The organism is Streptomyces canus 299MFChir4.1, assembly GCF_000383615.1.
In the GTDB taxonomy this organism is placed as follows: Bacteria; Actinomycetota; Actinomycetes; order Streptomycetales; family Streptomycetaceae; genus Streptomyces; species Streptomyces canus_C.
Genome location: NZ_KB911585.1, coordinates 561,357 through 586,012, shown reverse-complemented (window position 1 = coordinate 586,012; position 24,656 = coordinate 561,357). Strand labels below are relative to the sequence as shown.

Sequence of the window (24,656 nt, the reverse complement as noted above, 5' to 3'; positions counted from 1 at the left end):
TTTTCCGGCTGGACGGGGGCGAATCGACCACCATTGCCGGCCGTTCAGGCCGCCGGCAGTCCGAGGAGTGCACGTGCCACCGTACGCGGGGACTCGTCGCGCTCCCGCGCGAGGGCGATGACGGCCCGGCACGCCAGCTCGTTGACCCCGAACGACAATGCCTCCGGCGACACCCAGCCCGACGCCTCGTCGATCCGGTCCTGGTCGTCCTCCGCGCAGGCCGAGACGTACGCGGCCGCGGCCTCGAAAAGATTGTGCGCGCGGCCTTCCCGGCCGGTGGGTGTCTCGGTGCGCAGCGCATCGACGACTCTGGCGCTGGACCTTCGGAACCTGGCCCACATGCCGATCACCTTCCCCCTGCATGACGTGATCCTGGCGAACGTTCGTCTTCTGCTTCTCAACCTAAAGTCGGAGCCCCGGCGGCAGAAGAGGGCCGGAGTGGGGCGGTGCCGTCATCGCCGGTGCGCGGACCGCGGTCCACTCCCCGCGCCGGGCCTGGGGCGGGCGTCCAGTGTCGCTCAGATGGGCCGGAAAACGGTCAACCTCCTGTGCGGGACGGGATACTTGTGCCGTCTCTCGACGTGACGACCAGGGGGAGGGATTCGGTGAACTCTGCCGGAGGGACAGGCCATCGGGGAGAAGGCGGCGGGGACGAACGGCATGCCGTCGTCGTGGGCGGGAGCCTCGCGGGGCTGCTCGCGGCGCACGTCCTGGCCGGGCACGCCGACCGGGTGACCGTCGTCGAGCGCGACCGGTTCCCCGAGGGCGCGAAGCCACGGCCGGGGGTGCCGCAGGGCCGCCACCCGCACGTCCTGCTCCAAGGCGGCCAGACGGCCCTGGAGTCACTGCTGCCGGGATTCCTGGCGGAGCTGCAGGCGGCGGGTGCGCCTCGCGTGGGCATGCCTGCCGACATGGTGCTGTGGCAGAGCGGCCGCTGGTTCCGGCGGGTGCCGGCGTCGACGCACATCTACACCGGCTCCCGCGCGCAGCTCGAGGAGCTGGTGCGCCGGCGGGTCCTCGCCAACCCGGTGATCAGCGTGCTGGAGGGGACCGACGTCATCGGGTTCCTCGGTGACGCCACGCGCGTGCGGGGAGTGCTGGTGCGCGACCGCTCCGGCGACGCCCGCGCGGAGTCCCGCCCCCTGGAGGCCGATCTGGTCGTCGACGCCTCCGGCAGCGGCACGAAGGCCCCGCAGTGGCTCACGGCGATCGGCGCCGAGCGCCCGGACGAGGAGACCATCGACACCGGACTCGCCTACGCCTCCCGCGTCTACCGCGGCAGGAACGGCGCCCTCGACGGCCAGACCCGCGGCTACTACGCCTATCCCGACCCCGAACAGGTGCACGCCGGAGGCGCGCTGCCCCTGGAGGACGGCAGCCATCTGGTGATCGTCTCGGGCCTGCGCGGCGACGAACCGCCCACGGGCGACGACGAGTTCGTGACGTACGCCAAGAGGCTGCCGCACCCGCTCCTGCATCGGTGGCTGGCCGAGGCCGAACCGCTCTCCCCGGCGTTCGGCCACCGAAGGACCGCGAACATCCGCCGACGCTATGACCTCCCCGGCCGCCCGGCAGGATTCCTCGCCACCGGCGACGCGCTGTGCACCTTCAACCCGATCTACGGGCAGGGCATGGCCGTTGCCGCGATGAGCGCGGTCGCCCTGCGGGACACGCTGGCCGACCGGCGCCGGACGCCGACGACACGGCGCGTGCAGCAGGCGCTCCTCGCGGCGTCCCGGCTCGCGTGGGACATCTCCGCCGGAGCGGACCGCAAGATGCCGGGCGCCGTCGGCACCGCGGTCGACGGTGGGCTCGCGGACCAGGTCGCGGGGTGGTACCTGAGCCGCGTCCAGGAGCGCGCCCCCGGCGACCCCGTGGTGGGGCGGGCCTTCCGCGCGGTCCTGACCCTCTCCGAGCCCGTCACCGCCCTGTTCGCCCCGACCGTGGCCAGGGCCGTCCTCTTCGGCCCACCCGCGCCGACACCGACCGAGCCGCCCGCGGCACCGGAGGAGCCCGGATCCCGGACCCGGTGATCGGCTCACTCGGACCGTGCGCTCGCGCGGCGCTCCTCGACGCTGGGCCGGGCTCTACTTGGAAGCCCCGTCGAGGGACGCGATCGTCTCCCGCAGCCAGCTGAGTTCGGCCCGGGACGTGGCGCGGGCGATGGTCAGCACCCCGCGCCGGAAGGGATCGTCCACCTCCTCGGCGCTCAGCGGGCGGTCACCCTCGTAGAAGAAGCTCGCGGGCTCCTCCAGGAAGGCGAGCCGGCGCCGCAGTACGGCCGCCTGAGCGCCGGCGTCGTCGAGGTGCCGGAGGAAGGCGAGGACCGTGAACCACCGGTTCTCGTCGGTGACGTCGCGCGCGGCCGGTTCGGCGAGCCGGCCGCGCAACTCCTGACGGCCTTCGTCCGTGAGTGTCAGGACATGGCGAGGCGCGGCCACGGCGCCGGGTTCCGTCGTACGCGCCAGCAATCCCGCCTTCTCCAGCCGCTTGATGGCCGGGTACAGCGTGCTCTCGGCCACGGGGCGTACGTGACCCGCCAGTGCCGTGAGGCGTTTGCGCAGTTCGTAGCCGTGCAGCGGGGTGTCGTAGAGGAATCCGAGGATGGCGAGCTCCAGCATGCACGCATTCTGCCGTACCGACGCTGTACATCCCTGTCGCCTTACCTCGATCTCGTAATACATCGCCGACGATGTATTGTCTGAGTGACGCACAGAGGGAGGGCGCATGAGGCAGGCCGAGTTCGACGGCAAGGGAAGCTGCATCCGCTGGACCGAGACCCCCGGCGAGGAACCGGCACGCGTGCACGTGCACGGCCTGGGAGCGGTCTCGGCCGTCTATCACGCACACATCGCGGCCCGGCCGGAACTCGCGGGCCGGCGCAGCCTGTTCGTCGATCTGCCCGGACACGGCGTCAGCGACCGTCCCGAGGACTTCGGATACACGCTGGAGGACCACGCGGACGCCCTGGCCGCCGCGTTGGACGCCGCGCGGCTGACCTGCGTCGAGCTGATCGCGCACAGCATGGGCGGGTCGGTCGCGCTCGTGCTCGCGCACCGCAGGCCGGAGCTCGTGTCCCGGCTGGTCCTCACCGAGGCCAACCTCGACGCGGCGCCCCCGGCCACCGCGGGCAGCACCCGGATCGGCGCCTACGACGAGGACGACTTCGTCGCGGGCGGCCACGCGCGCGTGCTCGAGAAGGTCGGCCCGCTGTGGGCAGCGACCATGCGGCTGGCCGACCCGCGCGCCCTGCACCGCAGCGCGGCCGGGCTCAGGCGCGGATCGACGCCCATGATGCGCGCCGTTCTCGAAGGCCTGCCGATCGACCGCGTGTACCTCCAGGGGGAGCTCAGCGGCGCACTGGAGGGGCGCGAGACGCTGGAGGCGGCAGGCGTGCACGTGGTGACCGTCCCCGGCGCCGGGCACAACGTCATGTTCGACCAACCCGACGCCTTCGCCGCGGTGGTCGCCGGCAGGCTGTGAGCGCGTTCAGTCCTCGCGGACGGCCAGGGCCAGGAAGCGCGCGTCCTCGTCGACGTAGGTCGTCATGCGCCATCCCGAACCGGCCAGCAGAGGACGGAGGTTGGGCTCGGCGCGCAGGTCCTCGGGGGTGATCTGCCGTCCCTGGCGCGCCGCGAGCGCCGCCCTGCCGATCGGATGGAACAGGGCCAGGACACCGCCGGGCCGCACCACTCGGGCCAACTCGCGCAGATTCTCGGCCGGTCTGGGCAGATGGGAGATCAGGCCCGCTCCGAAGACGGCGTCGAGCGACCGGGAGCGCAGCGGCAGCGCGGCCACGTCGGCGAGCAGCAGCCGTCCGTCCCGGTCCCGTCCGGCGCGTACGGCTTCGTGCACCATGGCCGGGGTCAGATCGGCTCCGAGGACCACTCCCGAGGGCCCCACGGCCGCCCGCAGGGGCGGCAGGGCCCGTCCGGTGCCGCAGCCCGCGTCGAGGACGCGGTCGCCCTCGCGCAGCCCGAGCTCCGCGACCGCGGCGGCGTAGGCCGGACCGTCGTCAGGGAACCGGCTGTCCCAGCCGGCGGCGCGAGCCGAGAAGAACTCCTGAACGTGTGTGTGGTCGTCGCTCATGTTCCGCATGATCCCTCACCGACACGGATGAAGCCCCGGCGCGCATGTTCGAGCGTGCCGCGATCGTTCAGGCGCACCCTTGCGCCATATTGCAACACCTTTCGAAATGCGCCCTCTTTGTGCGCCCCTGCCCCGACTAGCGTCCCTTGGCCATGGGACACCTGGACCACGCAGCCCTGGGCTGGCTGACGCCCACACTCTCTTACGTCATGGCCTGTATCGGCGCCGCGCTCGGCCTGCGCTGCACCATGCGCGCGCTCGGCTCCGGCGGACGTTCGCGCCGCAACTGGCTCATCACCGCGGCCTCGGCCATCGGGACCGGCATCTGGACCATGCACTTCGTGGCCATGCTCGGCTTCAGCGTCAGCGGTACCGACATCCGCTACGACGTACCACTGACCATCGCCAGCCTCCTGGTCGCGATGGTCGTCGTCTCCGCCGGCGTCTTCGCGGTCGGCTACAGCCGTGACCGGGTCCGCGCGCTCTTCCTGGGCGGACTCACCACCGGCCTGGGCGTGGCGAGCATGCACTACCTGGGCATGGCAGCCGTACGGCTGCACGGCGCCGTCCACTACGACCCGGTGCTCGTCGGACTCTCCGTCCTCATCGCGGTCGTCGCGGCGACGGCGGCCCTGTGGGCGGCGCTCAACATCAAGTCGCCCGTCGCCGTCACCCTCGCCTCCCTCATCATGGGCGCCGCGGTCAGCAGCATGCACTACACCGGGATGTTCGCGGTGAGCGTGCGGGTCTCGCCCTCCGGCGACGTCCTGGCCGGGGCGACGGCGATGCAGTTCATCTTCCCGCTCGCCGTCGGACTCGGCTCCTACCTGTTCCTTACCTCGGCCTTCGTCGCGCTGTCGCCCACGACAGGAGAGCGCGAGGCATCCGCTTCGGCCCAGCGCACGGTCGAGCACGTCGCCTCCTAGCGGCGGATCCGGGCCCCGGACGGCCCGACCACACGCCCCCGACCACTCCCGAGCGAGGAGGCCATGCGTACACCGCGTAGGACCCCCACAGCCGGCGCCGAGACGCCGCACCAGACACCCGCGCGCGGGCGCCGCGCACATGCCGGACCACCGGCCGACGAAAGCCCGGACGACCCCGTGGGTCTCCCGGACGACATACCCGCGCGCGCGGGGCACTGGCGGATACGCCCCCGCACGGTCCGCGCCAAGATCGTCTGCCTGCTCATGGTGCCCGTGGTCTCGCTGCTCGCCCTGTGGGCGTACGCCACGGTCAGCACCGCCCAGGACGTGTCCCGGCTGCGGCAGTTGCAGCGCGTGGACGGCGCCGTCCGCTCGCCCGTCGCCGACGCCGTGACCGCCCTCCAGGCGGAACGTGCCGCCGCCGTCCGTTACGCCACCGACCCGTCCGCCGCGCAGAGCGATGACCTGCGCAAGCTCGCCGTGCGCACCGACCGGGCCGTGGCACGACTGCGGCTCGGCGACGACAACACCGTCGCCGACAGCGAGGAACTGCCCCCCGGTGTCGCCCAGCGGCTCGAAGCCTTCGTGACCGGCGCCGAACAACTGCGCCCCGTGCGCGCCGCCGTGCTCGACCGCAGCGCCGGATGGGACGAGACGTACGGCCGCTACACCCGGACCATCGCCGGCGCCTTCGCGGTGGGCGGCGCCCTCACCGGCATCCAGGACGCAGACCTCGGCTCCGACGCGCGCGTGCTGCTGGAGTTCTCCCGCGCGGGCGAGTCGCTGGCCCAGGAGGACGCCGTGCTGTCCAGCGCGCGGCTGTCGGGCGTCCTCGCCGGAGAGCGGCTGCGGCTGTTCACCGGGGCCGTCGACACCCGCCGAGCCCTCGTCGAGGGCGCCGCGGCCGACCTGCGCGGCTCCGACCGCGCCGCCTGGCGGAAGGTCGCCGGCAGCGGCGCCTACGCCACCGTGACCGCCGCCGAGGACCGGACCCTCGCCGCCGCCCCCGGTGTCCGCGCGGTCGAGTCGACGCCGGAGGCCACCTGGCGGTCGGCACACGCGCGCGTGCAGGAGGGCATGCGCACCGTCGAAGAGGCGGCGGGCAGCGGCGTCGCCTACCGCGCCGACCCGTTCACCCGGGGTCTGCTCACCCCGGCCGGGGCCGCGGTCCTGCTCGGCCTGATCGCCGTCGCCGCCTCGCTCGTCATCTCCGTGCGCATCGGACGCGGGCTCGTCATCGAGCTCGTGAGCCTGCGCAACAGCGCCCTGGAGATCGCCCGCCGCAAACTCCCCGAGGCCATGGAGCGGCTGCGCGCCGGCGACGAGATCGACATCCGGTCCGAGGCCCCGCCGGGACCGGCCGCGGAGGACGAGGCCGGTCAGGTCGCCGAGGCCCTGACCACGGTCCACCGCGCCGCGCTGCGGGCCGCCGTGGAGCGCGCCGAACTCGCCAGCGGCATCTCCGGGGTCTTCGTCAATCTCGCCCGCCGCAGCCAGGTCCTCGTGCACCGCCAGCTGAGCCTGCTCGACAGCATGGAACGCCGCTCCGACGACCCGAACGAACTGAGCGACCTCTTCCGGCTCGACCACCTCACCACTCGCATGCGCCGCCACGCGGAGAGCCTGATCATCCTCTCCGGAGCGGCACCCGGCCGCGCCTGGCGGATGCCGGTCTCGCTGACCAATGTGGTCCGCGCGGCCGTCTCCGAGGTCGAGGACTACGCGCGCGTGGAGGTGCGTCAGCTGCCCGACGCCTCCGTCGTCGGCGCGGCGGTCGCCGACCTCACCCACCTGCTGGCCGAGATCATCGAGAACGCCGCCCAGTTCTCACCACCCCACACGCGCGTGCGTGTCACCGGGGAGCCCGTCGGCAACGGGTACGCCGTCGAGGTCGAGGACCGCGGTCTTGGCATGGGCAAGGAGACCCTCGCGGAGGCCAACCGCCGCATCGAGCAGTCCGAGACGCTCGACCTGTTCGACAGCGACCGGCTGGGCCTGTTCGTGGTCAGCAGGCTCGCGGCCCGGCACGGCATCAAGGTGCACCTGCGCACCTCCCCCTACGGCGGCACCACCGCCGTCGTCCTGCTGCCCACGGCACTGCTGCACATCAAGGCGGCGGAACGTTCCCCCGCCCAGGCCGCGGACCGGGAACGGCGCACAGAACGCGAGTACGCGCGCGTGGCGGCCACCGAACGGGACCAGGAGTCCGTCCCCGCCCCGGCAGAGCGGCCCGCCCTGGTGGCTCCGCTGACGGCCGCGGCGGACCGGGGAACGGCCACGGCAGCGCCCGACCGGGGAGCGGCCGACACTCCGCCCTCCGGGGTCACCGCCCTGCGTCTGCACCGGCCGCCGGACGAGCCGGCGGAGTCCGAGGACCTTCCCCGCCGGGTCCGGCAGGCGAGCCTCGCTCCCCAGCTGCGCGAGCAGCGCTCCGCGGAAGCGGCCCCGGCAGCCGCCCGCCGGGACGACGACGACCGTACACCCGAGGTCGTGCGGGACCGGATGGCGGCGTACCGCGAGGGCTGGGCCCGCGGCGGCGGCAGGCAGCCCGGCCGCGGTGCCACCCCAGATGCCCCAGCGGGCAGAGACAGCAGCGAAGGAGACCGAGGATGATCCAGGACCCGAGTACGAGGGCCGACATGGGGGTCCCCCCGCTCGAACGGAACCGCGAGTGGGGGAGGTCCGGCGAACTCGACTGGCTGCTGGACGACCTGGTGCTGCGCGTGAGCGAGGTACGGCACGCCGTGGTGCTCTCCAACGACGGCCTCGCCGTGGGCGCCTCCACGGACCTGCGCCGCGAGGACGCGGAGCATCTCGCCGCGGTCTCCTCCGGATTCCACAGTCTGGCCAAGGGCACAGGTCGGCACTTCGGCGCCGGGGGAGTGCGCCAGACCATGGTCGAGATGGACGACGGCTTCCTGTTCGTGGCCGCCGCGGGGGACGGCTCCTGTCTCGCCGTCCTCACCGCGGTGACCGCGGACATAGGTCTGGTCGCCTACGAGATGGCACGGCTGGTCAAGCGGGTCGGGGAGCACCTCTACACGCCGCCGCGCGTGGGCGCGCGGCCGCCTGCCGGCGGATGAGAGGGAAGGGCGGTCGGCTCAGATGACCGAGGACATGGCGGGCGTCCCGTACGACCAGGGCAGCCAGTGGTACGACGGCGAGGCCGGACCCCTCGTCCGCCCCTACGCGATGACGGGCGGGCGCACCAGACCCGGCGGCCCCACCGGCGTGCGTTTCGATCTGATAGCCCTCGTCACCCTCGACCTCGGCGCGCCCGGGGCCGGCGACGACACGGCGCTCGGTCCGGAACACCGGGCCCTGATCGACCTGTGCCGCACGGAGACGCAGTCGGTGGCGGAACTCTCCGCGGGCGCCGACCTGCCCGTGGGCGTGGTCAGGGTGCTCCTTGGGGACCTCCTGGAACTCGGCTGCGTCACCGTCAGCCGTCCGGTGCCCCCCGCGCAGCTCCCCGACGAACGGATTCTGCGCGAGGTGATCGAAGGGCTCCGGGCGCTGTAGATGAACGTTCAGAACCGGGCAATAAGTGGTCCAACCCCTCGAAGGGGAGCTCCAGTTGTCATGATGCTGCCTTCGAGACCCCGTACCGCCGACGTCGCCGCCCGTTGCCGGCCCTCCCGAGAGAAGTGATCGATGGTCTCCGAGAACTCCGACGCACAGGGCGGCGAGACGACCGCCCTCGCGCTGAAGATACTGGTCGCCGGCGGGTTCGGCGTGGGCAAGACCACCCTGGTGGGCGCCGTCAGCGAGATCAGGCCACTGCGCACCGAGGAACTGCTCAGCGAGGCAGGGCAGTCGGTGGACGACACCGACGGTGTGGACCAGAAGGTCACCACCACGGTCGCCATGGACTTCGGACGGATCACCATCCGTTCCGGCCTGTCGCTCTACCTCTTCGGGACCCCGGGCCAGGACCGCTTCTGGTTCCTGTGGGACGAGTTGTCGCAGGGGGCTCTGGGAGCCGTCGTCCTCGCGGACACCCGGCGCCTCGAGGACTGCTTCCCGGCCGTGGACTACTTCGAGCACCGGCACATCCCGTTCGTGGTGGCCGTCAACTGCTTCGCCGGTGCCCGGGCCTTCGGCGCCGAGGACGTCTCGCGCGCCCTCGACCTCGACCAGGGCACACCCGTGGTGCTGTGCGACGCACGGGACCGCGACTCGGGCAAGGAGGTGCTGATCCGGCTGGTCGAGTACGCCGGGCGGATGCACACCGCCCGGCTGCTCGACTCGGTGGGCTGACCGCGGGGGCGCGGCCGGCTCACCGGCACGTCACTCCGCGACGGCCTTCTCCGCCAGTACCCTGTCGATCTTCACGCGGACGAGGAGTTCTCCAGGCACGCCGTTGCGGGCGCCGAACTCCTCGGCCCGTTCCTCGCCCATGTACCGCGCCCCGATCCGCCCGGCCCAGTGCCGGAGCTCGGCAGGGTCCTCCGAAATCCGGGCCCGGCCCTGCAGCACCACGTAGTCGAAGGGCGGCCGGTCGTCGTCCACGCACAGGGCGACCCGCCCGTCCCGCGCCAGGTTGCGCCCCTTCACGGTCGCCTTCCCGGTGTTGAACACCAGGTCGTCTCCGTCGAGCACGAACCAGATCGGTGCCACATGTGGACTCCCGTCGGCCCGGACGGTCGACAACTTGCCGGTACGGGTGCCGTGCGAGACGAACTCCCGCCATTCCTCATCGGTCATCTTCTGTGCCATGTCCCCATTCTCCTTGCCCCGTTGACGGTCGTGGGGAAGGCTTGCTGGGGATCCTCCGGGCAGGAGGAGACGTCACACGGGGAGACGGGACACATGCCGGAGAAGCAGGGGCTCGGCTGGCTGCTGGACGATCTGACCGAGCGCGTCGACCATGTGCGGCACGCGCTGGTGCTGTCCAACGACGGGCTGGTGACGGGCGCCAGCACGGGACTGCGCCGCGAGGACGCGGACCATCTCGCCGCCGTCTCGTCCGGACTGAACAGCCTGGCCAAGGGCTCGGGGCGCCACTTCGGCGCGGGCAACGTACGGCAGACGATGATCGAGTTCGACGACGCGGTGCTGTTCGTCACCGCGGCGGGTACCGGCAGCTGTCTGTGCGTGCTCAGCGGCTCCGACGCCGACTTCGGCCGGATCGCCTACGAGATGACCCTGCTCGTCAACCGGGTCGGCGAGCACCTCGACGTGGACGCCCGCAGACCCGAGCGGAGCCCGGCAACAGACCTCTGACCTGCGTGTTCCCCGGCTCGCTGGAGTTATCCACAGGCTCACCACGCCTCGCGCCCCACCGGCTACGGTTTCTGTCACGGCGAACGCACACAGCGTGAGCAGCGACTCCACGGGGGAGCGACCATGACGAGCAGCACCGTCACCCAACTCCAGCGCAATGCCTGCACGCCCAGCCGCGCGGCGCGCGAACTGGGCCTCAGGCGTAGCGAGTTCGACCTCGCCGTTCACCTGGGCCAGATCCGGACAGTGCCCGACGAGGGGGGCGGGGGCCGACGCGTCACGCGTTCCGAGGTCGACCGGCTCCGGGCCACGAGCGGTTTTCCCGACACACTGCGTCAACGCGTACGGCTCGTGGGCACCACCGAGGGGGCGGAGGCCATGGGCATCCCCGTCGGCAGGTTCACCCGCCTGGCGCGCCTCGGCCTGTTCTCGCCGGTGCGCTTTTATCTCAACCGGTACCGGGCCGTCGTGTGGCTGTATCTGGCCGATGAACTAGAGGAGTTCACGACGGTCGAGGACAACACCCCGCTGCTGACCGCCCGGCGCATGCCCGAGGACCTGCGCGACATGCTGGACGAGGGCGTGGACCTGCGCGCCCGCAACTGGCGCGGACGCCACCGCGGATTCCTCCTGCGTCTGGCCGAGGACCCGTGGGAGAGCGCCGGAGCCCTCGCCGCCTTCCTCGACCCGGTCCAGATCGCGGAGCTCGTCCCGGATCCCTACGAGCGGTCCCACCTCCATCGCTTTCGGCCGGGACCACCCGCGCACGGAGCGCAGGGCTCACCCGCCGCGCACCTCATCGAGAAGATCATGACGGCGGACGACCCGGCCGAGATCGCCTGGCTGAGGACCGAACTGACCGGTGTCCTCCAGGACGCGCGACGGTTCCGGCCCGCGCCACGCCCCGCGGTCCGGCAGGCACCCTCCGGCCCGCCACCGGGGGAGCCGGCAGCCCGGGAACCGTCCCGCGGGCTGCTGGGCTGGTTCCGCCGCAGAAGCGCCTGAGCTACAGCGGCCGGAACAGGCCCTCCTGGACGACGGACACCAGCAGACGTCCCTCCCGGTCGTAGATCCGGCCGCGGGCCAGACCGCGCCCACCCGTCGCGATCGGCGACTCCTGGTCGTACAGGAACCACTCGTCCGTGCGGAAGGGACGGTGGAACCACATGGCGTGATCCAACGACGCGATGTCGAAGCTCCGCGGACCCCACAAGGGCTGGACAGGGAGGCGAACGGCGTCCAGGAGGGTCATGTCGCTCGCGTAGGTCAGCGCGCAGGTGTGCACGACCGGGTCGTCCCCGAGCGGCCCGACCGCGCGCATCCACACCGCGCTGCGCGGCTCGGCGTCCTTGACCTCGTCGGCGCTCCAGCGCAGCCGGTCCACATACCGGATGTCGAAGGGCTGGCGGCGCGCCATCCGCTCCAACTGCTCGGGCAGTTGGCCCAGATGCTCCCGGATCTCGTCGCCGACATTCGGCAGGGACTCCGGGTCCGGGACCTTGCGGGCGGGAGGCAGCTGGTGCTCGAAGGGACCTTCCTCAGGCTTGTGAAAGGAGGCGGTGAGATTGAAGATCGTGCGGCCCTGCTGCACGGCGGTGACCCGGCGCGTCGTGAAGGACCGTCCGTCCCGCACCCGCTCGACCTGGTACACGATCGGCACCCCGGGGCGGCCCGGGCGCAGGAAGTACGCGTGCAGCGAGTGCACCGGGCGCTCGCCGTCCGTGGTGCGGGCGGCGGCCACCAGCGCCTGGCCCGCCACCTGGCCGCCGAAGACCCGCTGGAGGGACTCGTGCGGGCTTCGGCCACGGAAGATGTTGACCTCGATCTGCTCCAGGTCGAGCAGGTCGACGAGCCTCTCGGCCGGGTTGGTCATGGGTGGGACTCTCCTTGGCTCACATCCGGCCTGGGACTCATACCCGGCCCGGGACTCATATCCGGCCTCGGGCTCACAACGGGCCTGGGGCTCACAGCTGGCCGACATCGGTGACCCGGACGACCGCGCGGCCCTCCGCGTCGGAGGCGACGAGGTCGATCTCCGCGCTGATGCCCCAGTCGTGGTCGCCGTTCGGGTCGGCGAAAGTCTGCCGGACGCGCCACAGCCGGTTCTGCGGCTCCTCCTCGATCCGCAGCAGCTTGGGCCCACGGGCGTCGGGGCCGGTGCCGAGGTCGTCGTACTCGTCCCAGTACTTGTCCATCGCCTCGCCCCACGCGTCGGCGTCCCAGCCGGCCTCGCCGTCCATCGCGCCGAGCTCCTCGACCTGGTCGAGGGCGGCGAGTTCGACGCGGCGGAACAGGGCGTTGCGGACCAGGACACGGAAGGCGCGCGCGTTGGCGGTGACGGGCTTGACCTCGTCGGCCCGCTCCTGGGCCTCCTCGGCCGTCATCTCCTCCGGGTTGGCGAGCTGCTCCCACTCGTCCAGCAGGCTGGAGTCGACCTGGCGGACCGTCTCGCCGAGCCACTCGATCAGGTCCTGCAGATCCTCGGACTTCAGGTCGTCGGGGATGTTGTGGTCGAGCGCCTTGTAGGCACTGGCGAGGTAGCGCAGGACGATGCCCTCAGTGCGGGCGAGGTCGTAGAAGGAGACCAACTCCGTGAAGGTCAGCGCCCGTTCGTACATGTCACGGATGACGGACTTCGGGGAGAGCGGATGGTCGCCGACCCAGGGGTGGCTCTTGCGGTAGGTGTCGTACGCGTGGAAGAGCAGCTCCTCCAGGGGCTTCGGGTACGAGATGTCCTGGAGGCGCTCCATGCGCTCCTCGTACTCGACGCCGTCCGCCTTCATCGCGGCCACGGCCTCGCCCTTCGCCTTGTTCAGCTGGGCGACCAGGATCTGCCGGGGGTCGTCCAGCGTCGACTCCACGACGGACACCATGTCCAGGGCGTAGGACGGCGATTCGGGGTCGAGCAGCTCGAACGCGGCGAGCGCGAACGTGGACAGCGGCTGGTTGAGTGCGAAGTCCTGCTGGAGGTCCACGGTGAGGCGGACGATGCGGCCGGAGGCGTCGGGCTCGTCGAGCTTCTCGACGATGCCGCCGTCCAGCAGCGAGCGGTAGATGGCGATCGCCCGCCGGATGTGCTTCAGCTGCTGCTTGCGCGGCTCGTGGTTGTCCTCCAGGAGGTGCCGCATCGCCGCAAAGGCGTTACCGGGGCGGGCGATCACCGACAGCAGCATCGTGTGGGTGACCCGGAAGCGGGACGTCAGCGGCTCCGGCTCGGAGGAGATCAGCTTCTCGAAGGTGTTCTCGGTCCAGCCGACGAATCCCTCGGGCGCCTTCTTGCGCACCACCTTGCGGCGCTTCTTCGGGTCGTCGCCCGCCTTGGCGAGCGCCTTCTCGTTCTCGATGACGTGCTCGGGAGCCTGGGCGACGACGAAGCCCGCCGTGTCGTACCCGGCCCGGCCCGCGCGGCCCGCGATCTGGTGGAACTCACGGGCGCGCAGAGTACGGACACGGCTGCCGTCGTATTTGGTCAGCGCCGTGAACAGCACCGTGCGAATGGGCACGTTGACGCCGACGCCCAGGGTGTCCGTGCCGCAGATGACCTTCAGCAGACCGGCCTGCGCCAGCTTCTCCACCAGCCGCCGGTACTTGGGCAGCATGCCGGCGTGATGGACGCCGATACCGTGCCGGACGTAACGGGAGAGGTTGCGGCCGAACTTCGTGGTGAAGCGGAAATTGCCGATCAGGTCGGCGATCCGGTCCTTCTCCTCGCGCGTGCACATGTTGATGCTCATCAGCGCCTGCGCCCGCTCCACGGCCTGCGCCTGCGTGAAGTGCACGATGTACACCGGCGCCTGCCTGGTCTCCAGCAGTTCCGTCAGGGTCTCGGTGAGCGGGGTGAACTTGTACTCGTAGGAGAGCGGGACGGGACGGGTCGCCGAGCGGACCACCGACGTCGGCCGGCCGGTGCGCCGGGTCAGGTCCTTCTCGAACATCGAGACATCGCCGAGCGTGGCCGACATCAGGATGAACTGCGCCTGGGGCAGCTCCAGGATCGGGATCTGCCAGGCCCAGCCGCGGTCCGCCTCGGCGTAGAAGTGGAATTCGTCCATGACGACCTGGCCGACGTCCGCGCCCTTGCCGTCGCGCAGCGCGATCGACGCCAGCACCTCGGCGGTGCAGCAGATCACGGGGGCGTCGGCGTTGACGGAGGCGTCGCCGGTCAGCATGCCGACGTTCTCCGTGCCGAACATCTTGCACAGCTCGAAGAACTTCTCCGACACGAGTGCCTTGATGGGCGCGGTGTAGAAGGTGACCTCGTCACGGGCGAGCGCGGCGAAGTGCGCACCCGCCGCGATCATGCTCTTGCCGGAGCCGGTGGGCGTCGACACGATCACGTTCGCCCCCGAGACCACCTCGATCAGCGCCTCCTCCTGATGGGAGTAGAGCGTGAGACCGCGTTCCTCGGCCCACGACTCGAAGGCTTCGTAGAGGGCGTCGGGGTCGGCGGTCGGCGGCAGCTGATCGATGAGGGTCACCCACCCATCTTGCCTGCCCGGATGCCCGATGGGGGAATCGGATGCGAGTCCGATGATCACGACCAGTACGCTGTGTCGCCGACGCAGCGTCAGCGCAGCCGGTCAACTGGACAGTGGCACACGAGGAATGGGGCGGGCAACGCCGATGATGGGACCAGCACACTCACTGTCGGGCGCCGCGGCCTGGCTGGGCGTAGGAGCGGCGGCCGCCGCCATGGGGCACACCATGCCGTGGCCCGTACTGCTGGCCGGAGCCCTGATCTGTGCGGGCGCCGCGCTCGCACCCGACCTCGACCACAAGGCCGCCACGATCTCGCGGGCCTTCGGACCGGTCTCGCGGGGCTTGTGCGAGATCGTCGACAAACTCTCGTACGCCGTCTACAAGGCCACCAGGAAGCAGGGCGACCCCCGTCGCTCCGGCGGACACCGCACGCTGACCCACACCTGGCTGTGGGCCGTACTGATCGGTGCGGGCTGCTCGGTGGCGGCGATCACCGGTGGCCGCTGGGCGGTGCTGGCGATCCTGTTCGTGCACATGGTGCTGGCCATCGAGGGCCTGCTGTGGCGGGCGACCCGGGGCTCCAGCGCCGACGTCCTGGTCTGGCTGCTGGCCGCGACCAGCGCGTGGATCATCGCGGGCGTCCTGGACAAGCCGGGCAACGGCTCGGACTGGCTGTTCACGCAGCCGGGCCAGGAGTACCTGTGGCTGGGACTGCCGGTCGTGCTGGGTGCGCTCGTGCACGACATCGGGGACGCGCTGACGGTCTCCGGCTGCCCGATCCTGTGGCCGATCCCGGTGGGCCGCAAGCGCTGGTACCCGATCGGGCCGCCGAAGATCATGCGCTTCCGGGCGGGCAGCTGGGTCGAGTTGAAGGTGCTGATGCCGGCCTTCATGCTGCTCGGGGGCGTGGGCTGCGCGGCGGCCCTCAACTTCATCTGAGTCCGGGGCGCCGGCGTTCCCCGTCAGCTGCCTTGACCGGTCCCGCCTCCGTAGCGCCGTTCGAAGGCGGCCACCCGGCCCTCCGAGTCCACCGTCCGCGCCTTGCCGGTGTAGAAGGGGTGGCTCTCGGAGGAGATCTCCACATCCACCACCGGGTAGGTCTCGCCGTCGTCCCACTCGATGGTCTGGTCGCTGGTGGCGGTGGACCGGGTCAGGAAGGCGTAGCCGGCGGAGCGGTCGCGGAAGACGACCTCGTGGTAGTCGGGGTGCTTGTCCTGCTGCATGGCTGCTCCTCGGGAGGCGCGGGATACGGCACGGGCAGTGCGTCGGCGTCGGTGGGCGGTGTGATGACGGCCGGGTTGAGGCCGCGACGGTCTCGGCCGCGACGGTCAGCCGGGCAGGGAATCCTCGTCGACGATGTGCATCGCGGCCTCCTCCGCGGACGCCGCGGCACCGTCGACGCCCACGTCCATGGCGACCAGCGCGCTCTCCTCGTCCTCGTGAGCCCCTTCGTCGGGGGCCACGAGACGGCCGGAACGCATCGCGCCGACCTCGTTGTCCAAGAGCTCGCCGTCGGTACCGTCGCTGTCACCGATGCCGTCGCCTTCGGACGGAGCGAGGTCGGGCATCTCCTCCGCGAGCCGTTGGTCCAGCGTCTCGCCCTGTCGGCGCTCCGCGGCCGTCACACCGCTGTGCTCCACCGCCCACGGCCGGTCCGGCGGGGACCAGCCGCGGTCGAGGGGATCGCCGACTCCGTCGTCCTCCAGGGTGTCCTCCGCGTCGAGCAGACCCGCGTCGTCCTGGATCTCGGAGCCGTCGGGCTGGTAGACGTCGTCTCCCCATCCGTCGGAGCTGTCCACGGGTACCTCCAGGTGAAGGGGACGGACCCGTTCCTTTCGCGACCCGGGGCGGGCCGCGGACTGACGGGGCACCTGCCGCGCCCGCCGACGAACCGTGCCGCCCGCGTGCGCTCCCTGAGCCGGTGCTGTTGTCCAGCCTTCCACCCCCTTTCGGGACTGCGCAACGCCACGGGGTCGCTGCGCCGGCTGGAGCGGGGGTGGGGCTGGAGGTCGGGGTGCGTTGTCGGAGGTCGGAGGCCGGGGGCGTGGGAACAGTTCCGGCGGCCCGAGCCGGCACCCGGCACCCCGAGCCGGCACCGAACATCCCCAGCCCCCGGCGCCCCCGCCCCCCGTCACCCGTGCCAAGACCTCCACAACGCCGCATACGCCCCGTCCGCCGCGACCAGCTCGTCGTGGCTGCCCAGTTCGCTGATGCGGCCGCTCTCGACGACGGCGATGACGTCCGCGTCGTGGGCGGTGTGCAGGCGGTGGGCGATGGCGACCACGGTGCGGCCGTCGAGGACGCGGGCCAGGGAGCGTTCCAGGTGACGGGCCGCCCTGGGATCCAGCAGCGACGTCGCCTCGTCCAGGACCAGCGTGTGCGGGTCGGCCAGCACCAGCCGGGCCAGTGCGACCTGCTGGGCCTGGGCCGGGGTGACGGTCAGGCCGCCCGAGCCGACCTCGGTGTCGAGGCCGTCGTCGAGCGCCCGCGCCCATCCGTCCGCGTCCACCGCGCCGAGGGCCGCCCAGAGCTCGGCGTCCGTGGCGTCCGTCCGGGCGAGCAGGAGGTTGTCGCGCAGGGAGCCCACGAACACGTGGTGCTCCTGGTTGACGAGGGCCACGTGCTCACGGACCCGTTCGGCGGACATCCGGGACAGCTCGGCTCCGCCGAGGGTGATCCGGCCGTCCCGGGGCGCGTAGATGCCGGCCAGCAGCCTGCCCAGGGTGGACTTGCCGGCGCCCGAGGGGCCGACCAGCGCCACCCTGGTGCCGGGCGCGACCTTCAGGGACACCTCGCGCAGGACGTCCACGCCTTCCAGGTACCCGAAGCGCACCTGGTCCGCGTGCACGTGCCGACCGTCGGGGGCGAGCCCGGCGTCTCCGACGGCCGACTCGATGTCCCGGACCCCGACCAGCCGGGCCAGCGACACCTGGGCCACCTGAAGCTCGTCGTACCAGCGCAGGATCAGCCCGACCGGATCGACCAGCATCTGCGCGATCAGCGCGCCCGTCGTCAGCTGGCCGACTCCGATCCAGCCGTGGAGGACGAACACCCCGCCGATCATCAGCACCGAGGAAAGGATCATCACGTGGCTGACGTTGATGCAGGGGAAGAGCACCGACCGCAGCCACAGCGTGTACCGCTCCCAGGCCGTCCACTCCTTGATCCGCCGCTCCGACAGCTCGATGCGACGCGCGCTCAGCCGGTGCGCCTCCACGGTGCGTCCGGCGTCCACGGTCTCGGCGAGCGCGGCGGCCACGGCGGCGTACCCCGCGGCCTCCGAGCGGTAGGCCGAGGGCGCCCGCTTGAAGTACCAGCGGCAGCCGACGACCAGCACCGGTACGGCGAGCAGTACGGCGGCGGCCAGCGGCGGCGCGGTGATCACGAGCCCGCCGAGGAGCAGGGCGGCCCACACCACGCCGATCGCCAGCTGGGGCACGGCCTCGCGCATGGCGTTGCCGAGCCGGTCGATGTCCGTCGTGATCCGGGACAGCAGGTCACCGGTCCCGGCCCGCTCCAGGACACCCGGCGGCAGGCCGACCGACCGTACGAGGAAGTCCTCGCGCAGATCGGCCAGCATGCGCTCGCCGAGCATCGCACCGCGCAGCCGCACCTGCCGTACGAACACGGCCTGGACGACCAGTGCGCTCACGAACAGCCCGGCCGTCAGCTCCAGGTGCAGTTCCCGGGCCCCGTCCGAGACCCGCTCGACGAGGTCGCCGAGGAGCCAGGGGCCCACCATGGAGGCCAGCACCGCGACCGTGTTGACACCGACGAGGAGCGCGAAGGCGCGGCGGTGCCGACGGAACAGTTCGGCCACGTAGGCGCGTACGGTCGCGGTGGCCCCGACGGGCAGGGTGTTCGCCGTCGTCGGTGCCGCCGGGTCGTACGCCGGTGGCGCCACGCCGATCATGCGCTCTCCTCGATCTCTTCCAGTTCGTGCAGTACGTCTTGGTCGTTCAGTACGTCTCGGTCGTTGTGTACGTCCTGCTCGTTCAGTACGTCGTGCGACGCGGCCTCTTCGTCCGTCTCGCGGGTGACGACCGCCCGGTACCGCGGCTCCTTGCGCACCAGTTCGCGGTGCACGCCGACCGCCGCGACCTCGCCCTCGTGCACCAGCACCACGCGGTCGGCGTGGTCCAGGAGCAACGGCGAGGAGGTGAACACCACGGTGGTGCGGCCGGCTCGCAGATCCCGTACGCCTTGCGCGATCCGCGCCTCGGTGTGCGAGTCGACGGCGGAGGTCGGTTCGTCCAGGACGAGCACATCCGGGTCGGTGAACAGGGACCGGGCCAGGGCGAGCCGCTGGCGCTGGCCGCCCGACAGGGACCGCCCGCGTTCGGTGATGCGGGCGTCCATCGGGTCCCCGGCGTCCAAGGATCCCTGGACCAGGGCCGCCAGCACGTCCGCGCACTGGGCGGCCGCGAGCGCCTCCTCGGCACCGACGTCTCCGGAGGCGGGCACGTCGAACAGTTCGCGCAGGGTTCCGGAGAGCAGGACCGGGTCCTTGTCCTGGACCAGGACCACCGTGCGCGCCGCGCCGAGCGGCAGTTCGTCCAGCGGGACCCCGTCCAGCAGCACCGACGTGCCTTCTTCCGAAGGGTGCCCGCCGAGGCGTTCGGCCAGCAGGCCCGCCGCGTCCGGGTCCCCGCACACCACCGCGGTGAGTCGGCCGGAGGGGGCGAGCAGACCGGTGGCCGGGTCGTACAGATCCCCGGCCGGCAGGTCGTCCCCTGCCCTGTCCCGCGAGCCCTCGGCGGAGGTGGCCCGCTCCAGGGACAGCACCCGGGCGGCCCGGGTGGCCGAGGGGCGGGAGAAGGAGTACGCCATGGCGATCTCCTCGAAGTGCCGCAGCGGATAAGTCATGATCATGACCGAGCTGTAGACGGCGACCAGTTCGCCGATCTCGACGCGGCCCTGCCGGGCCAGATGGACGCCGTACCAGACGACCGCGATCAGCAGCAGTCCCGGCAGCAGTACCTGGATCGCGGCGATCAGGGACCACATCCGGGCGCTGCGCACGGCCGCGTGGCGGACCTCCTGGGAGGCCCTGCGGTAGCGGTCGAGGAAGAGTTCCTCGCCGCCGATGCCGCGCAGCACCCGCAGACCGGCGACGGTGTCGGAGGCCAGTTCGGTGGCGCGGCCGGCCTTCTCGCGCTGGAAGTCGGCGCGTCGGGTCGCGCGGGGCAGCAGCGGCAGTGCCGCGAGGGCCAGGACCGGCAGGCCCACGGCGACCACCCCGCCGAGTGCCGGCTGGTAGATCACCAGCCCGGCGCAGACCACGACGACGGTGACCGCCGCCGCGGTGAACCGTGACCAGGCCTCCACGAACCAGCCGATCTTCTCGACGTCGCCGGTGGAGACGGCCACGACCTCGCCCGCCGCGACCCGCCGGGTCAGCGCAGAGCCCAGGTTCGCGGCCTTGTGGGCCAGCAACTGCTGGACGCGTGCGGCGGCCGTGATCCAGTTGGTGACGGCGGTGCGGTGCAGGAAGGTGTCGCCGAGCGCGCTGGCGGCGCAGCACAGCGCCAGCAGGCCGCCCGCGAGGGCGAGCCGGTGGCCGGAGTGGTCGACGACCGCCTGGATGGCCACGCCGACGCAGAAGGGCAGCGCGGAGACGGAGAGGAAGTGCAGCAGTCCCCAGGCCAGTGACTTGAGCTGTCCGCCCAGTTGGTTCCTGAAGAGCCACCACAGGAACCGGGGACCCGAGCGCGCGTCGGGCACTCCCGGGTCGGGATACGGAAGGTCTTGGATCTGCATGACGTGTGACGTCCCGGTGGCTCGTGTCAGGGGGATGGGAGGGAGCCGCACACGGCGGCTGCAAACCGTGAAAGGTTCGCGGCAGAGCGTGGTCGGAGGCAACCGGTTTTCCGCCGCCCGGTACGGGACCGGCCGCGCTTTCCGCGTCTGCCTTCGCCGGACCGCGGTGCGACCATGGAGCGATGCGAGGCGCAGGAGCACGGCGTGCCGTGGTCACGACGACGGTCCTGGGAGCACTGCTGATCCCCCTGGGGGGCTGTGGCGGGCCGGGACCGGCCCACCCGGGCGGCCTCCACACCGGGGCCGAGGGCCGGTCCGCCGACAAACCGGCGGACCGACCGACCCGTATCCCCGATGTGGGCGACCGCCTCCAGCGCCGTATCCCCGCGGCCTCCCGCCAGGTCCTCGCGGTCTACGGCGACGGCAAGGACTCCCCGGACGCCACCGTCGTGCTCTACACCCAGCACGGTTCCGGCTGGGAACGGGTCCGCGACTGGCCCGCGCACAACGGCAAGAAGGGCTGGACCACCGATCACCGCGAGGGCGACCGGCGCAGCCCCGTCGGCGTGTTCACGCTGAGCGACGCGGGCGGTGTGCTCCCGGACCCCGGAGCCCGGCTGCCGTACACGAGGTCCGCCGCCATGGCGGCCCCGCGCTGGTGGCCCAGGTCCTATTGGCACGACTTCGACTACGTCATCGCGATCGACTACAACCGGATCGAGGGCACCTCGCCGAACAACCAGACCCGACCCCGGGGTTACTCCGAGGGCGGTGGCATCTGGCTGCACATGGACCACGGCAGCGGTACGTCGGCCTGTGTCAGCGTGTCCAGGCCGGCGATGCGGTATCTGCTGCGCACGCTCGATCCGGACCGGCATCCCGTGGTGGTGATGGGGGACAGGGCGGACCTGAAGGCCTGAGGCTTATGGGGGAGGCGTCATTGCGGGAGACGGCCAACTCGCCGTAGAACACGGCCATGAAGAGACGGATTGTCATGTCCATGCTCGCAGGAGCGACCCTCCTGGCGGGCACCCTGCTCGGAGCCGCACCCGCCCAGCCCGCTCAGGCCCAGCCCGCTCAGGCCCAGCCCGCCCAGGCGCAGTCCGCCCAGGCGCAGTCCGCGCCGGCCCCATCGGCCGAGGTCCCCGCCGAGTTCGGCAGCGACTGGCACGACCCCGTCACCGCGGCCCCGCCCGTCACCAGACCCTCGGGCAAGTGGTGCCAGGTCACGCTCGCCGAAGCGCGGTTCCGCGACTTCACCCCGTACACCGGCACCTATACTCCGCCCGAGGGCTGCGGCGACCGCTGGAGCAAGGTCGTGCTGCGCATGGACGGCAAGGTCAAGGGCCGGCAGTTCGACCGGCTCGGATATCTGCACCTCGGCGGGGTCGAGATCTTCCGGACCTCCACACCCGAGCCCTCGCCCGACGGCATCGAGTGGTCCGTCGAGAAGGACGTCACGCGCTACAGTGACACCTTCCGCGCCCGCCATGACGTCGAGATGCTCATCGGAAACGTCGTCGACGACACGTACACCGGGATCATCGACGTGAAGGTCACGCTCACGTTCTACGAGGGGCGCGGCGCCCCGGTGCCGGACCGTGTGCTGACGCTCCACGACAACGCCCTCACCACCCCGCGCAACAGCGAACGCGTCGTCGCCGAGGTGTACGCCACCGGCTCGGGCGGCGGTTGCGAGGAGTACTGGTACCTGACGGTGCCGTCGAACGCGCCGTACTCCTGCCAGGCCGACAACGGCCCCTACCGCGAGGTGCAGATCAAGGTCGACGGCCAACTCGCCGGCATCGCCGCGCCGTTCCCGACCGTGTGGACCGGTGGCTGGTCCAATCCCTTTCTCTGGTACGTCGTCCCGGGCCCCCGCGCCCTCGACATCAAGCCGATCGAATACGACCTGACCCCCTTCGCCGGCCTTCTCAACGACGGCCGGGCGCACCGCGTGGAGGTCGCGGTCGTCGGCGTCCCCGAGGGGCAGCCCGGCTGGAGCACCCCCGTGAACGTCCTCGTCTGGCAGGACGCCAAGCGTGCGCACGTCACCGGGAAGCTCACCACACAGACGAGCGGTGACCTCGCCGACTCCTCGACGTACACGCCCGGTTCGGAACACCGCGTGGACACCGAGGGTGACCACCGGCTCACCGTCGCCGGATACGTCGACACCTCGCACGGCCGCGTCACCACCACCGTCCGACGCTCGCTGGCGAACACCTCCACGCACCGCTGGGCCGATGGCGAGAACCCCGACACGCTCAAGGCGACCTGGACGGATGACGAGTCGGTCACCGTCGACGGCCGCGGCCCGGCCCGGACCACCCGCACCCACCGCACGTACACGATGGACGGCACGACCACCATCGGCGCGGGCGACCGGCTGCGCACCGTGCTGACCCTCGGTGACCGCGCCGACGTCACGATGGTCCGGGCGGGGCGTCGCGCGGGGTGGTACCGGCTCGACGACACCTACGCGGGCGACGCCACGTACACGATCAACGTCCCGCGCGACCAGCGGCACGCGGTCGGTACGACGAGCGAGCGCTACCGGATCATCGGCTCGGGCGGCTGCTACGACCGGTCCGTAGGCACCGCCCAGGGGGTGCTGATCCGGGAACGCGACGGCTGCTGACGGAAGTTGTGTGCGATGCGTCACACGGCGACTGATTTACGCGGCCGAAACGCGACGGTTTCTCGCGTGATCAACGGTCCCTCCAGAGTGATCGCCACGGAAGCGGGTTTCCGTATCGCAGAAGTATTCCCCGGGCTTCTGCGTTCCCCCCACCGCTCAAGGAGTGCCCGTGCCACCGTCCGTCCCGTCCCTGCCGCGACGTGTCGCACACATACTGCGTACCTCTCTCTTCACGCAGGTCGCCGTCGCGCTCGTGCTCGGCATCCTCGTCGGAAAGCTGTGGCCGGGCTTCGCCTCGGACCTCCAGCCGCTCGGCGACGGCTTCACCCGGCTCATCAAGACGATCATCTCGCCGCTCGTGTTCTGTGTCGTCGTCGTCGGCATCGCCAAGGCCGGTGACCTGAAGGCGTTCGGCCGGATCGGGCTCAAGGCGCTGATCTGGTTCGAGGTGGCGAGCACCCTCGCGCTGATCATCGGGCTGCTCGCCGCCAACCTTGTCCAGCCCGGCTCGGGCATGCACATCGACCCGGCCACGCTCAACAGCTCGGCGGTCGACGCCAAGACGGGCGGCGGGCACCTGCCCTCGACGACCGAGTTCGTCGTCAACGCGCTGCCCACCAGTTTCGTCGGCGCCTTCGCCGAGAACTCCCTGCTGCAGGTGCTGATCCTGGCCTGCCTGGTGGGCGCCGCGCTGCTCCACCTCGGTCACACCAAGGTGCCGCAGGTGCTGCCCGCCATCGAGCAGGCGCAGGAGATCATCTTCGCGGTCGTCGGCTTCGTGATGCGCCTCGCGCCGATCGCGGTGTTCGGCGCGATGGCCGTCCTGATCGGCCAGTACGGCCTCGGCGTCATCGAGACCTACGCCAAGCTGATCATCCTGTGCTACGCGGCCGCCGCGCTCTTCATCGCACTGCTCGCCGTCGCGCTCAAGGCGGTCACCGGCCTCAGTCTCTGGAAGTTCCTGCGCTACATCCGCGAGGAGATGCTGCTCGCGCTCGGCACCGCGTCCACCGAGTCCGTCATGCCGCGCGTGATGCAGAAGCTGCGCAAGGCCGGCGCCCGCGACGACGCCGTGGGCCTGGTGCTGCCCACCGGCTACTCCTTCAACCTCGACGGAGCCTCGCTCTACCTCTCCATCGGCACGCTGTTCATCGCCCAGGCGGTGGGTGTCGACCTGAGCCTCGGCCAGCAGATCACCGTGGTCCTGGTGCTCATGCTGACCAGCAAGGGCATGGCGGGCATCCCCGGCTCCGCCTTCCTCGCCCTGTCCGCCACGGCCTCCTCGCTGGGTGCGATCCCGGCCGGCGCTGTCGCCCTGCTCCTCGGCGTGGACCGCATCATGGACTCGATGCGCGTCGTGACGAACCTGCTCGGCAACTGTGTCGCGGTCTTCGCGGTCTCCCGCTGGGAAGGGGCGCTGGACATCGACCGGGCGAAGAAGGTGCTGGGCGGCGAGAGCGTGCCCACCGTGGAGGACGAACCCGTACCGGCACAGTCCCCCAGGGAGCCGGTTTCCGAGGTCCACTGACGCGGGT

General features: G+C 71.5%; 23 protein-coding genes. 13 read left to right on the top strand and 10 right to left on the bottom strand.

Going from position 1 to position 24,656, the window contains the following annotated elements; genetic code table 11:
- Positions 1-44 precede the first annotated feature (44 nt).
- Entirely contained in the window at positions 45-341 is a 297-nt protein-coding gene (locus H293_RS0113530; protein ID WP_020118427.1) for a hypothetical protein, read from the bottom strand.
- A gap of 330 nt (positions 342-671) precedes the next feature.
- Here H293_RS0113530 and H293_RS0113525 point away from each other — a divergent pair, with 330 nt between their 5' ends.
- Positions 672-2,033 carry an FAD-dependent oxidoreductase gene (locus H293_RS0113525; RefSeq protein WP_020118426.1) on the top strand — a complete coding sequence of 454 codons (1,362 nt, stop codon included), beginning with the start codon at positions 672-674 and terminating at the stop codon, positions 2,031-2,033.
- Positions 2,034-2,087: 54 nt separating this feature from the next.
- Here H293_RS0113525 and H293_RS0113520 read toward each other — a convergent pair whose 3' ends face one another.
- Positions 2,088-2,621, bottom strand: a complete 534-nt coding sequence (locus H293_RS0113520; RefSeq protein ID WP_020118425.1) for a PadR family transcriptional regulator — start codon at positions 2,619-2,621, stop codon at positions 2,088-2,090.
- Positions 2,622-2,727: 106 nt separating this feature from the next.
- Between H293_RS0113520 and H293_RS0113515 the strand changes: the two genes are divergently transcribed.
- Positions 2,728-3,483 carry an alpha/beta fold hydrolase gene (locus tag H293_RS0113515; protein WP_020118424.1) on the top strand — a complete coding sequence of 252 codons (756 nt, stop codon included), beginning with the start codon at positions 2,728-2,730 and terminating at the stop codon, positions 3,481-3,483.
- A 6-nt stretch (positions 3,484-3,489) separates the two neighbouring features.
- Here the strand turns inward: H293_RS0113515 and H293_RS0113510 are convergent, their stop codons facing one another.
- Positions 3,490-4,089, bottom strand: coding sequence for a class I SAM-dependent methyltransferase (locus H293_RS0113510; protein ID WP_028807823.1), 600 nt, complete (start codon positions 4,087-4,089; stop codon positions 3,490-3,492).
- Positions 4,090-4,241: 152 nt separating this feature from the next.
- Between H293_RS0113510 and H293_RS0113505 the strand changes: the two genes are divergently transcribed.
- From H293_RS0113505 to H293_RS0113485, 5 genes are all read left to right on the top strand, one after another.
- Positions 4,242-5,015, top strand: coding sequence for an MHYT domain-containing protein (locus H293_RS0113505; protein WP_020118422.1), 774 nt, complete (start codon positions 4,242-4,244; stop codon positions 5,013-5,015).
- A gap of 63 nt (positions 5,016-5,078) precedes the next feature.
- A complete protein-coding gene (locus H293_RS0113500; RefSeq protein WP_028807822.1) occupies positions 5,079-7,628 on the top strand; it encodes a sensor histidine kinase in 2,550 nt (849 codons plus the stop codon).
- Entirely contained in the window at positions 7,625-8,098 is a 474-nt protein-coding gene (locus H293_RS0113495) for a roadblock/LC7 domain-containing protein (RefSeq protein WP_020118420.1), read from the top strand. The genes H293_RS0113500 and H293_RS0113495 overlap by 4 nt, the downstream gene beginning before the upstream one ends.
- Before the next feature lie 22 nt (positions 8,099-8,120).
- Complete coding sequence (locus tag H293_RS0113490) at positions 8,121-8,537, top strand: DUF742 domain-containing protein (protein WP_020118419.1); 417 nt, start codon at positions 8,121-8,123, stop codon at positions 8,535-8,537.
- Between the two features lie 132 nt (positions 8,538-8,669).
- Positions 8,670-9,275 (top strand): GTP-binding protein, encoded by a 606-nt coding sequence (locus H293_RS0113485; RefSeq protein WP_020118418.1) that lies wholly within the window; start codon positions 8,670-8,672, stop codon positions 9,273-9,275.
- Between the two features lie 30 nt (positions 9,276-9,305).
- Here the strand turns inward: H293_RS0113485 and H293_RS0113480 are convergent, their stop codons facing one another.
- A complete protein-coding gene (locus H293_RS0113480; RefSeq protein ID WP_020118417.1) occupies positions 9,306-9,734 on the bottom strand; it encodes a PPOX class F420-dependent oxidoreductase in 429 nt (142 codons plus the stop codon).
- Between the two features lie 93 nt (positions 9,735-9,827).
- On the opposite strand from H293_RS0113480, the gene H293_RS0113475 reads away from it, so the two are divergent.
- Both H293_RS0113475 and H293_RS0113470 read left to right on the top strand, forming a co-directional pair.
- Entirely contained in the window at positions 9,828-10,241 is a 414-nt protein-coding gene (locus tag H293_RS0113475; RefSeq protein ID WP_020118416.1) for a roadblock/LC7 domain-containing protein, read from the top strand.
- A gap of 123 nt (positions 10,242-10,364) precedes the next feature.
- Positions 10,365-11,246 carry a DUF6397 family protein gene (locus H293_RS0113470; RefSeq protein WP_020118415.1) on the top strand — a complete coding sequence of 294 codons (882 nt, stop codon included), beginning with the start codon at positions 10,365-10,367 and terminating at the stop codon, positions 11,244-11,246.
- 1 nt (position 11,247) lies between these two features.
- Here the strand turns inward: H293_RS0113470 and H293_RS0113465 are convergent, their stop codons facing one another.
- Positions 11,248-12,114: an acyl-CoA thioesterase gene (locus H293_RS0113465; protein WP_020118414.1), complete on the bottom strand. Its 867-nt coding sequence runs from the start codon at positions 12,112-12,114 to the stop codon at positions 11,248-11,250.
- Between the two features lie 91 nt (positions 12,115-12,205).
- Positions 12,206-14,719 (bottom strand): DEAD/DEAH box helicase, encoded by a 2,514-nt coding sequence (locus H293_RS0113460; RefSeq protein ID WP_020118413.1) that lies wholly within the window; start codon positions 14,717-14,719, stop codon positions 12,206-12,208.
- Positions 14,720-14,864: 145 nt separating this feature from the next.
- Between H293_RS0113460 and H293_RS0113455 the strand changes: the two genes are divergently transcribed.
- Complete coding sequence (locus H293_RS0113455) at positions 14,865-15,659, top strand: metal-dependent hydrolase (protein ID WP_028807821.1); 795 nt, start codon at positions 14,865-14,867, stop codon at positions 15,657-15,659.
- A 23-nt stretch (positions 15,660-15,682) separates the two neighbouring features.
- Here the strand turns inward: H293_RS0113455 and H293_RS0113450 are convergent, their stop codons facing one another.
- The 4 genes from H293_RS0113450 to H293_RS0113435 all read right to left on the bottom strand — a co-directional run bounded on the left by H293_RS0113450 (position 15,683) and on the right by H293_RS0113435 (position 20,480).
- Positions 15,683-15,943 carry a type B 50S ribosomal protein L31 gene (locus H293_RS0113450; protein ID WP_020118411.1) on the bottom strand — a complete coding sequence of 87 codons (261 nt, stop codon included), beginning with the start codon at positions 15,941-15,943 and terminating at the stop codon, positions 15,683-15,685.
- A gap of 105 nt (positions 15,944-16,048) precedes the next feature.
- Positions 16,049-16,519, bottom strand: coding sequence for a DUF5709 domain-containing protein (locus H293_RS0113445; protein ID WP_020118410.1), 471 nt, complete (start codon positions 16,517-16,519; stop codon positions 16,049-16,051).
- Between the two features lie 332 nt (positions 16,520-16,851).
- A complete protein-coding gene (locus H293_RS0113440) occupies positions 16,852-18,633 on the bottom strand; it encodes an ABC transporter ATP-binding protein (protein WP_020118409.1) in 1,782 nt (593 codons plus the stop codon).
- Positions 18,630-20,480: an ABC transporter transmembrane domain-containing protein gene (locus H293_RS0113435; RefSeq protein WP_020118408.1), complete on the bottom strand. Its 1,851-nt coding sequence runs from the start codon at positions 20,478-20,480 to the stop codon at positions 18,630-18,632. The genes H293_RS0113440 and H293_RS0113435 overlap by 4 nt, the downstream gene beginning before the upstream one ends.
- A gap of 182 nt (positions 20,481-20,662) precedes the next feature.
- Between H293_RS0113435 and H293_RS0113430 the strand changes: the two genes are divergently transcribed.
- From H293_RS0113430 to H293_RS0113420, 3 genes are all read left to right on the top strand, one after another.
- Positions 20,663-21,400: a L,D-transpeptidase family protein gene (locus H293_RS0113430; RefSeq protein WP_051138090.1), complete on the top strand. Its 738-nt coding sequence runs from the start codon at positions 20,663-20,665 to the stop codon at positions 21,398-21,400.
- 56 nt (positions 21,401-21,456) lie between these two features.
- Complete coding sequence (locus H293_RS0113425) at positions 21,457-23,121, top strand: peptide-N4-asparagine amidase (RefSeq protein WP_063746916.1); 1,665 nt, start codon at positions 21,457-21,459, stop codon at positions 23,119-23,121.
- Between the two features lie 169 nt (positions 23,122-23,290).
- Positions 23,291-24,649, top strand: coding sequence for a C4-dicarboxylate transporter DctA (locus tag H293_RS0113420; RefSeq protein WP_020118405.1), 1,359 nt, complete (start codon positions 23,291-23,293; stop codon positions 24,647-24,649).
- The last annotated feature ends 7 nt before the right edge of the window (positions 24,650-24,656 follow it).

Coding starts and splice junctions, on each gene's coding strand:
- H293_RS0113530 (WP_020118427.1), bottom strand. CDS start 341: ATGTGGGCCAGGTTCCGAAGGTCCAGCGCCAGAGTCGTCGATGCGCTG.
- H293_RS0113520 (WP_020118425.1), bottom strand. CDS start 2,621: ATGCTGGAGCTCGCCATCCTCGGATTCCTCTACGACACCCCGCTGCAC.
- H293_RS0113515 (WP_020118424.1), top strand. CDS start 2,728: ATGAGGCAGGCCGAGTTCGACGGCAAGGGAAGCTGCATCCGCTGGACC.
- H293_RS0113510 (WP_028807823.1), bottom strand. CDS start 4,089: ATGAGCGACGACCACACACACGTTCAGGAGTTCTTCTCGGCTCGCGCC.
- H293_RS0113505 (WP_020118422.1), top strand. CDS start 4,242: ATGGGACACCTGGACCACGCAGCCCTGGGCTGGCTGACGCCCACACTC.
- H293_RS0113500 (WP_028807822.1), top strand. CDS start 5,079: ATGCGTACACCGCGTAGGACCCCCACAGCCGGCGCCGAGACGCCGCAC.
- H293_RS0113495 (WP_020118420.1), top strand. CDS start 7,625: ATGATCCAGGACCCGAGTACGAGGGCCGACATGGGGGTCCCCCCGCTC.
- H293_RS0113490 (WP_020118419.1), top strand. CDS start 8,121: ATGACCGAGGACATGGCGGGCGTCCCGTACGACCAGGGCAGCCAGTGG.
- H293_RS0113485 (WP_020118418.1), top strand. CDS start 8,670: ATGGTCTCCGAGAACTCCGACGCACAGGGCGGCGAGACGACCGCCCTC.
- H293_RS0113480 (WP_020118417.1), bottom strand. CDS start 9,734: ATGGCACAGAAGATGACCGATGAGGAATGGCGGGAGTTCGTCTCGCAC.
- H293_RS0113475 (WP_020118416.1), top strand. CDS start 9,828: ATGCCGGAGAAGCAGGGGCTCGGCTGGCTGCTGGACGATCTGACCGAG.
- H293_RS0113470 (WP_020118415.1), top strand. CDS start 10,365: ATGACGAGCAGCACCGTCACCCAACTCCAGCGCAATGCCTGCACGCCC.
- H293_RS0113465 (WP_020118414.1), bottom strand. CDS start 12,114: ATGACCAACCCGGCCGAGAGGCTCGTCGACCTGCTCGACCTGGAGCAG.
- H293_RS0113455 (WP_028807821.1), top strand. CDS start 14,865: ATGATGGGACCAGCACACTCACTGTCGGGCGCCGCGGCCTGGCTGGGC.
- H293_RS0113450 (WP_020118411.1), bottom strand. CDS start 15,943: ATGCAGCAGGACAAGCACCCCGACTACCACGAGGTCGTCTTCCGCGAC.
- H293_RS0113440 (WP_020118409.1), bottom strand. CDS start 18,633: ATGATCGGCGTGGCGCCACCGGCGTACGACCCGGCGGCACCGACGACG.
- H293_RS0113435 (WP_020118408.1), bottom strand. CDS start 20,480: ATGCAGATCCAAGACCTTCCGTATCCCGACCCGGGAGTGCCCGACGCG.
- H293_RS0113430 (WP_051138090.1), top strand. CDS start 20,663: ATGCGAGGCGCAGGAGCACGGCGTGCCGTGGTCACGACGACGGTCCTG.
- H293_RS0113425 (WP_063746916.1), top strand. CDS start 21,457: ATGAAGAGACGGATTGTCATGTCCATGCTCGCAGGAGCGACCCTCCTG.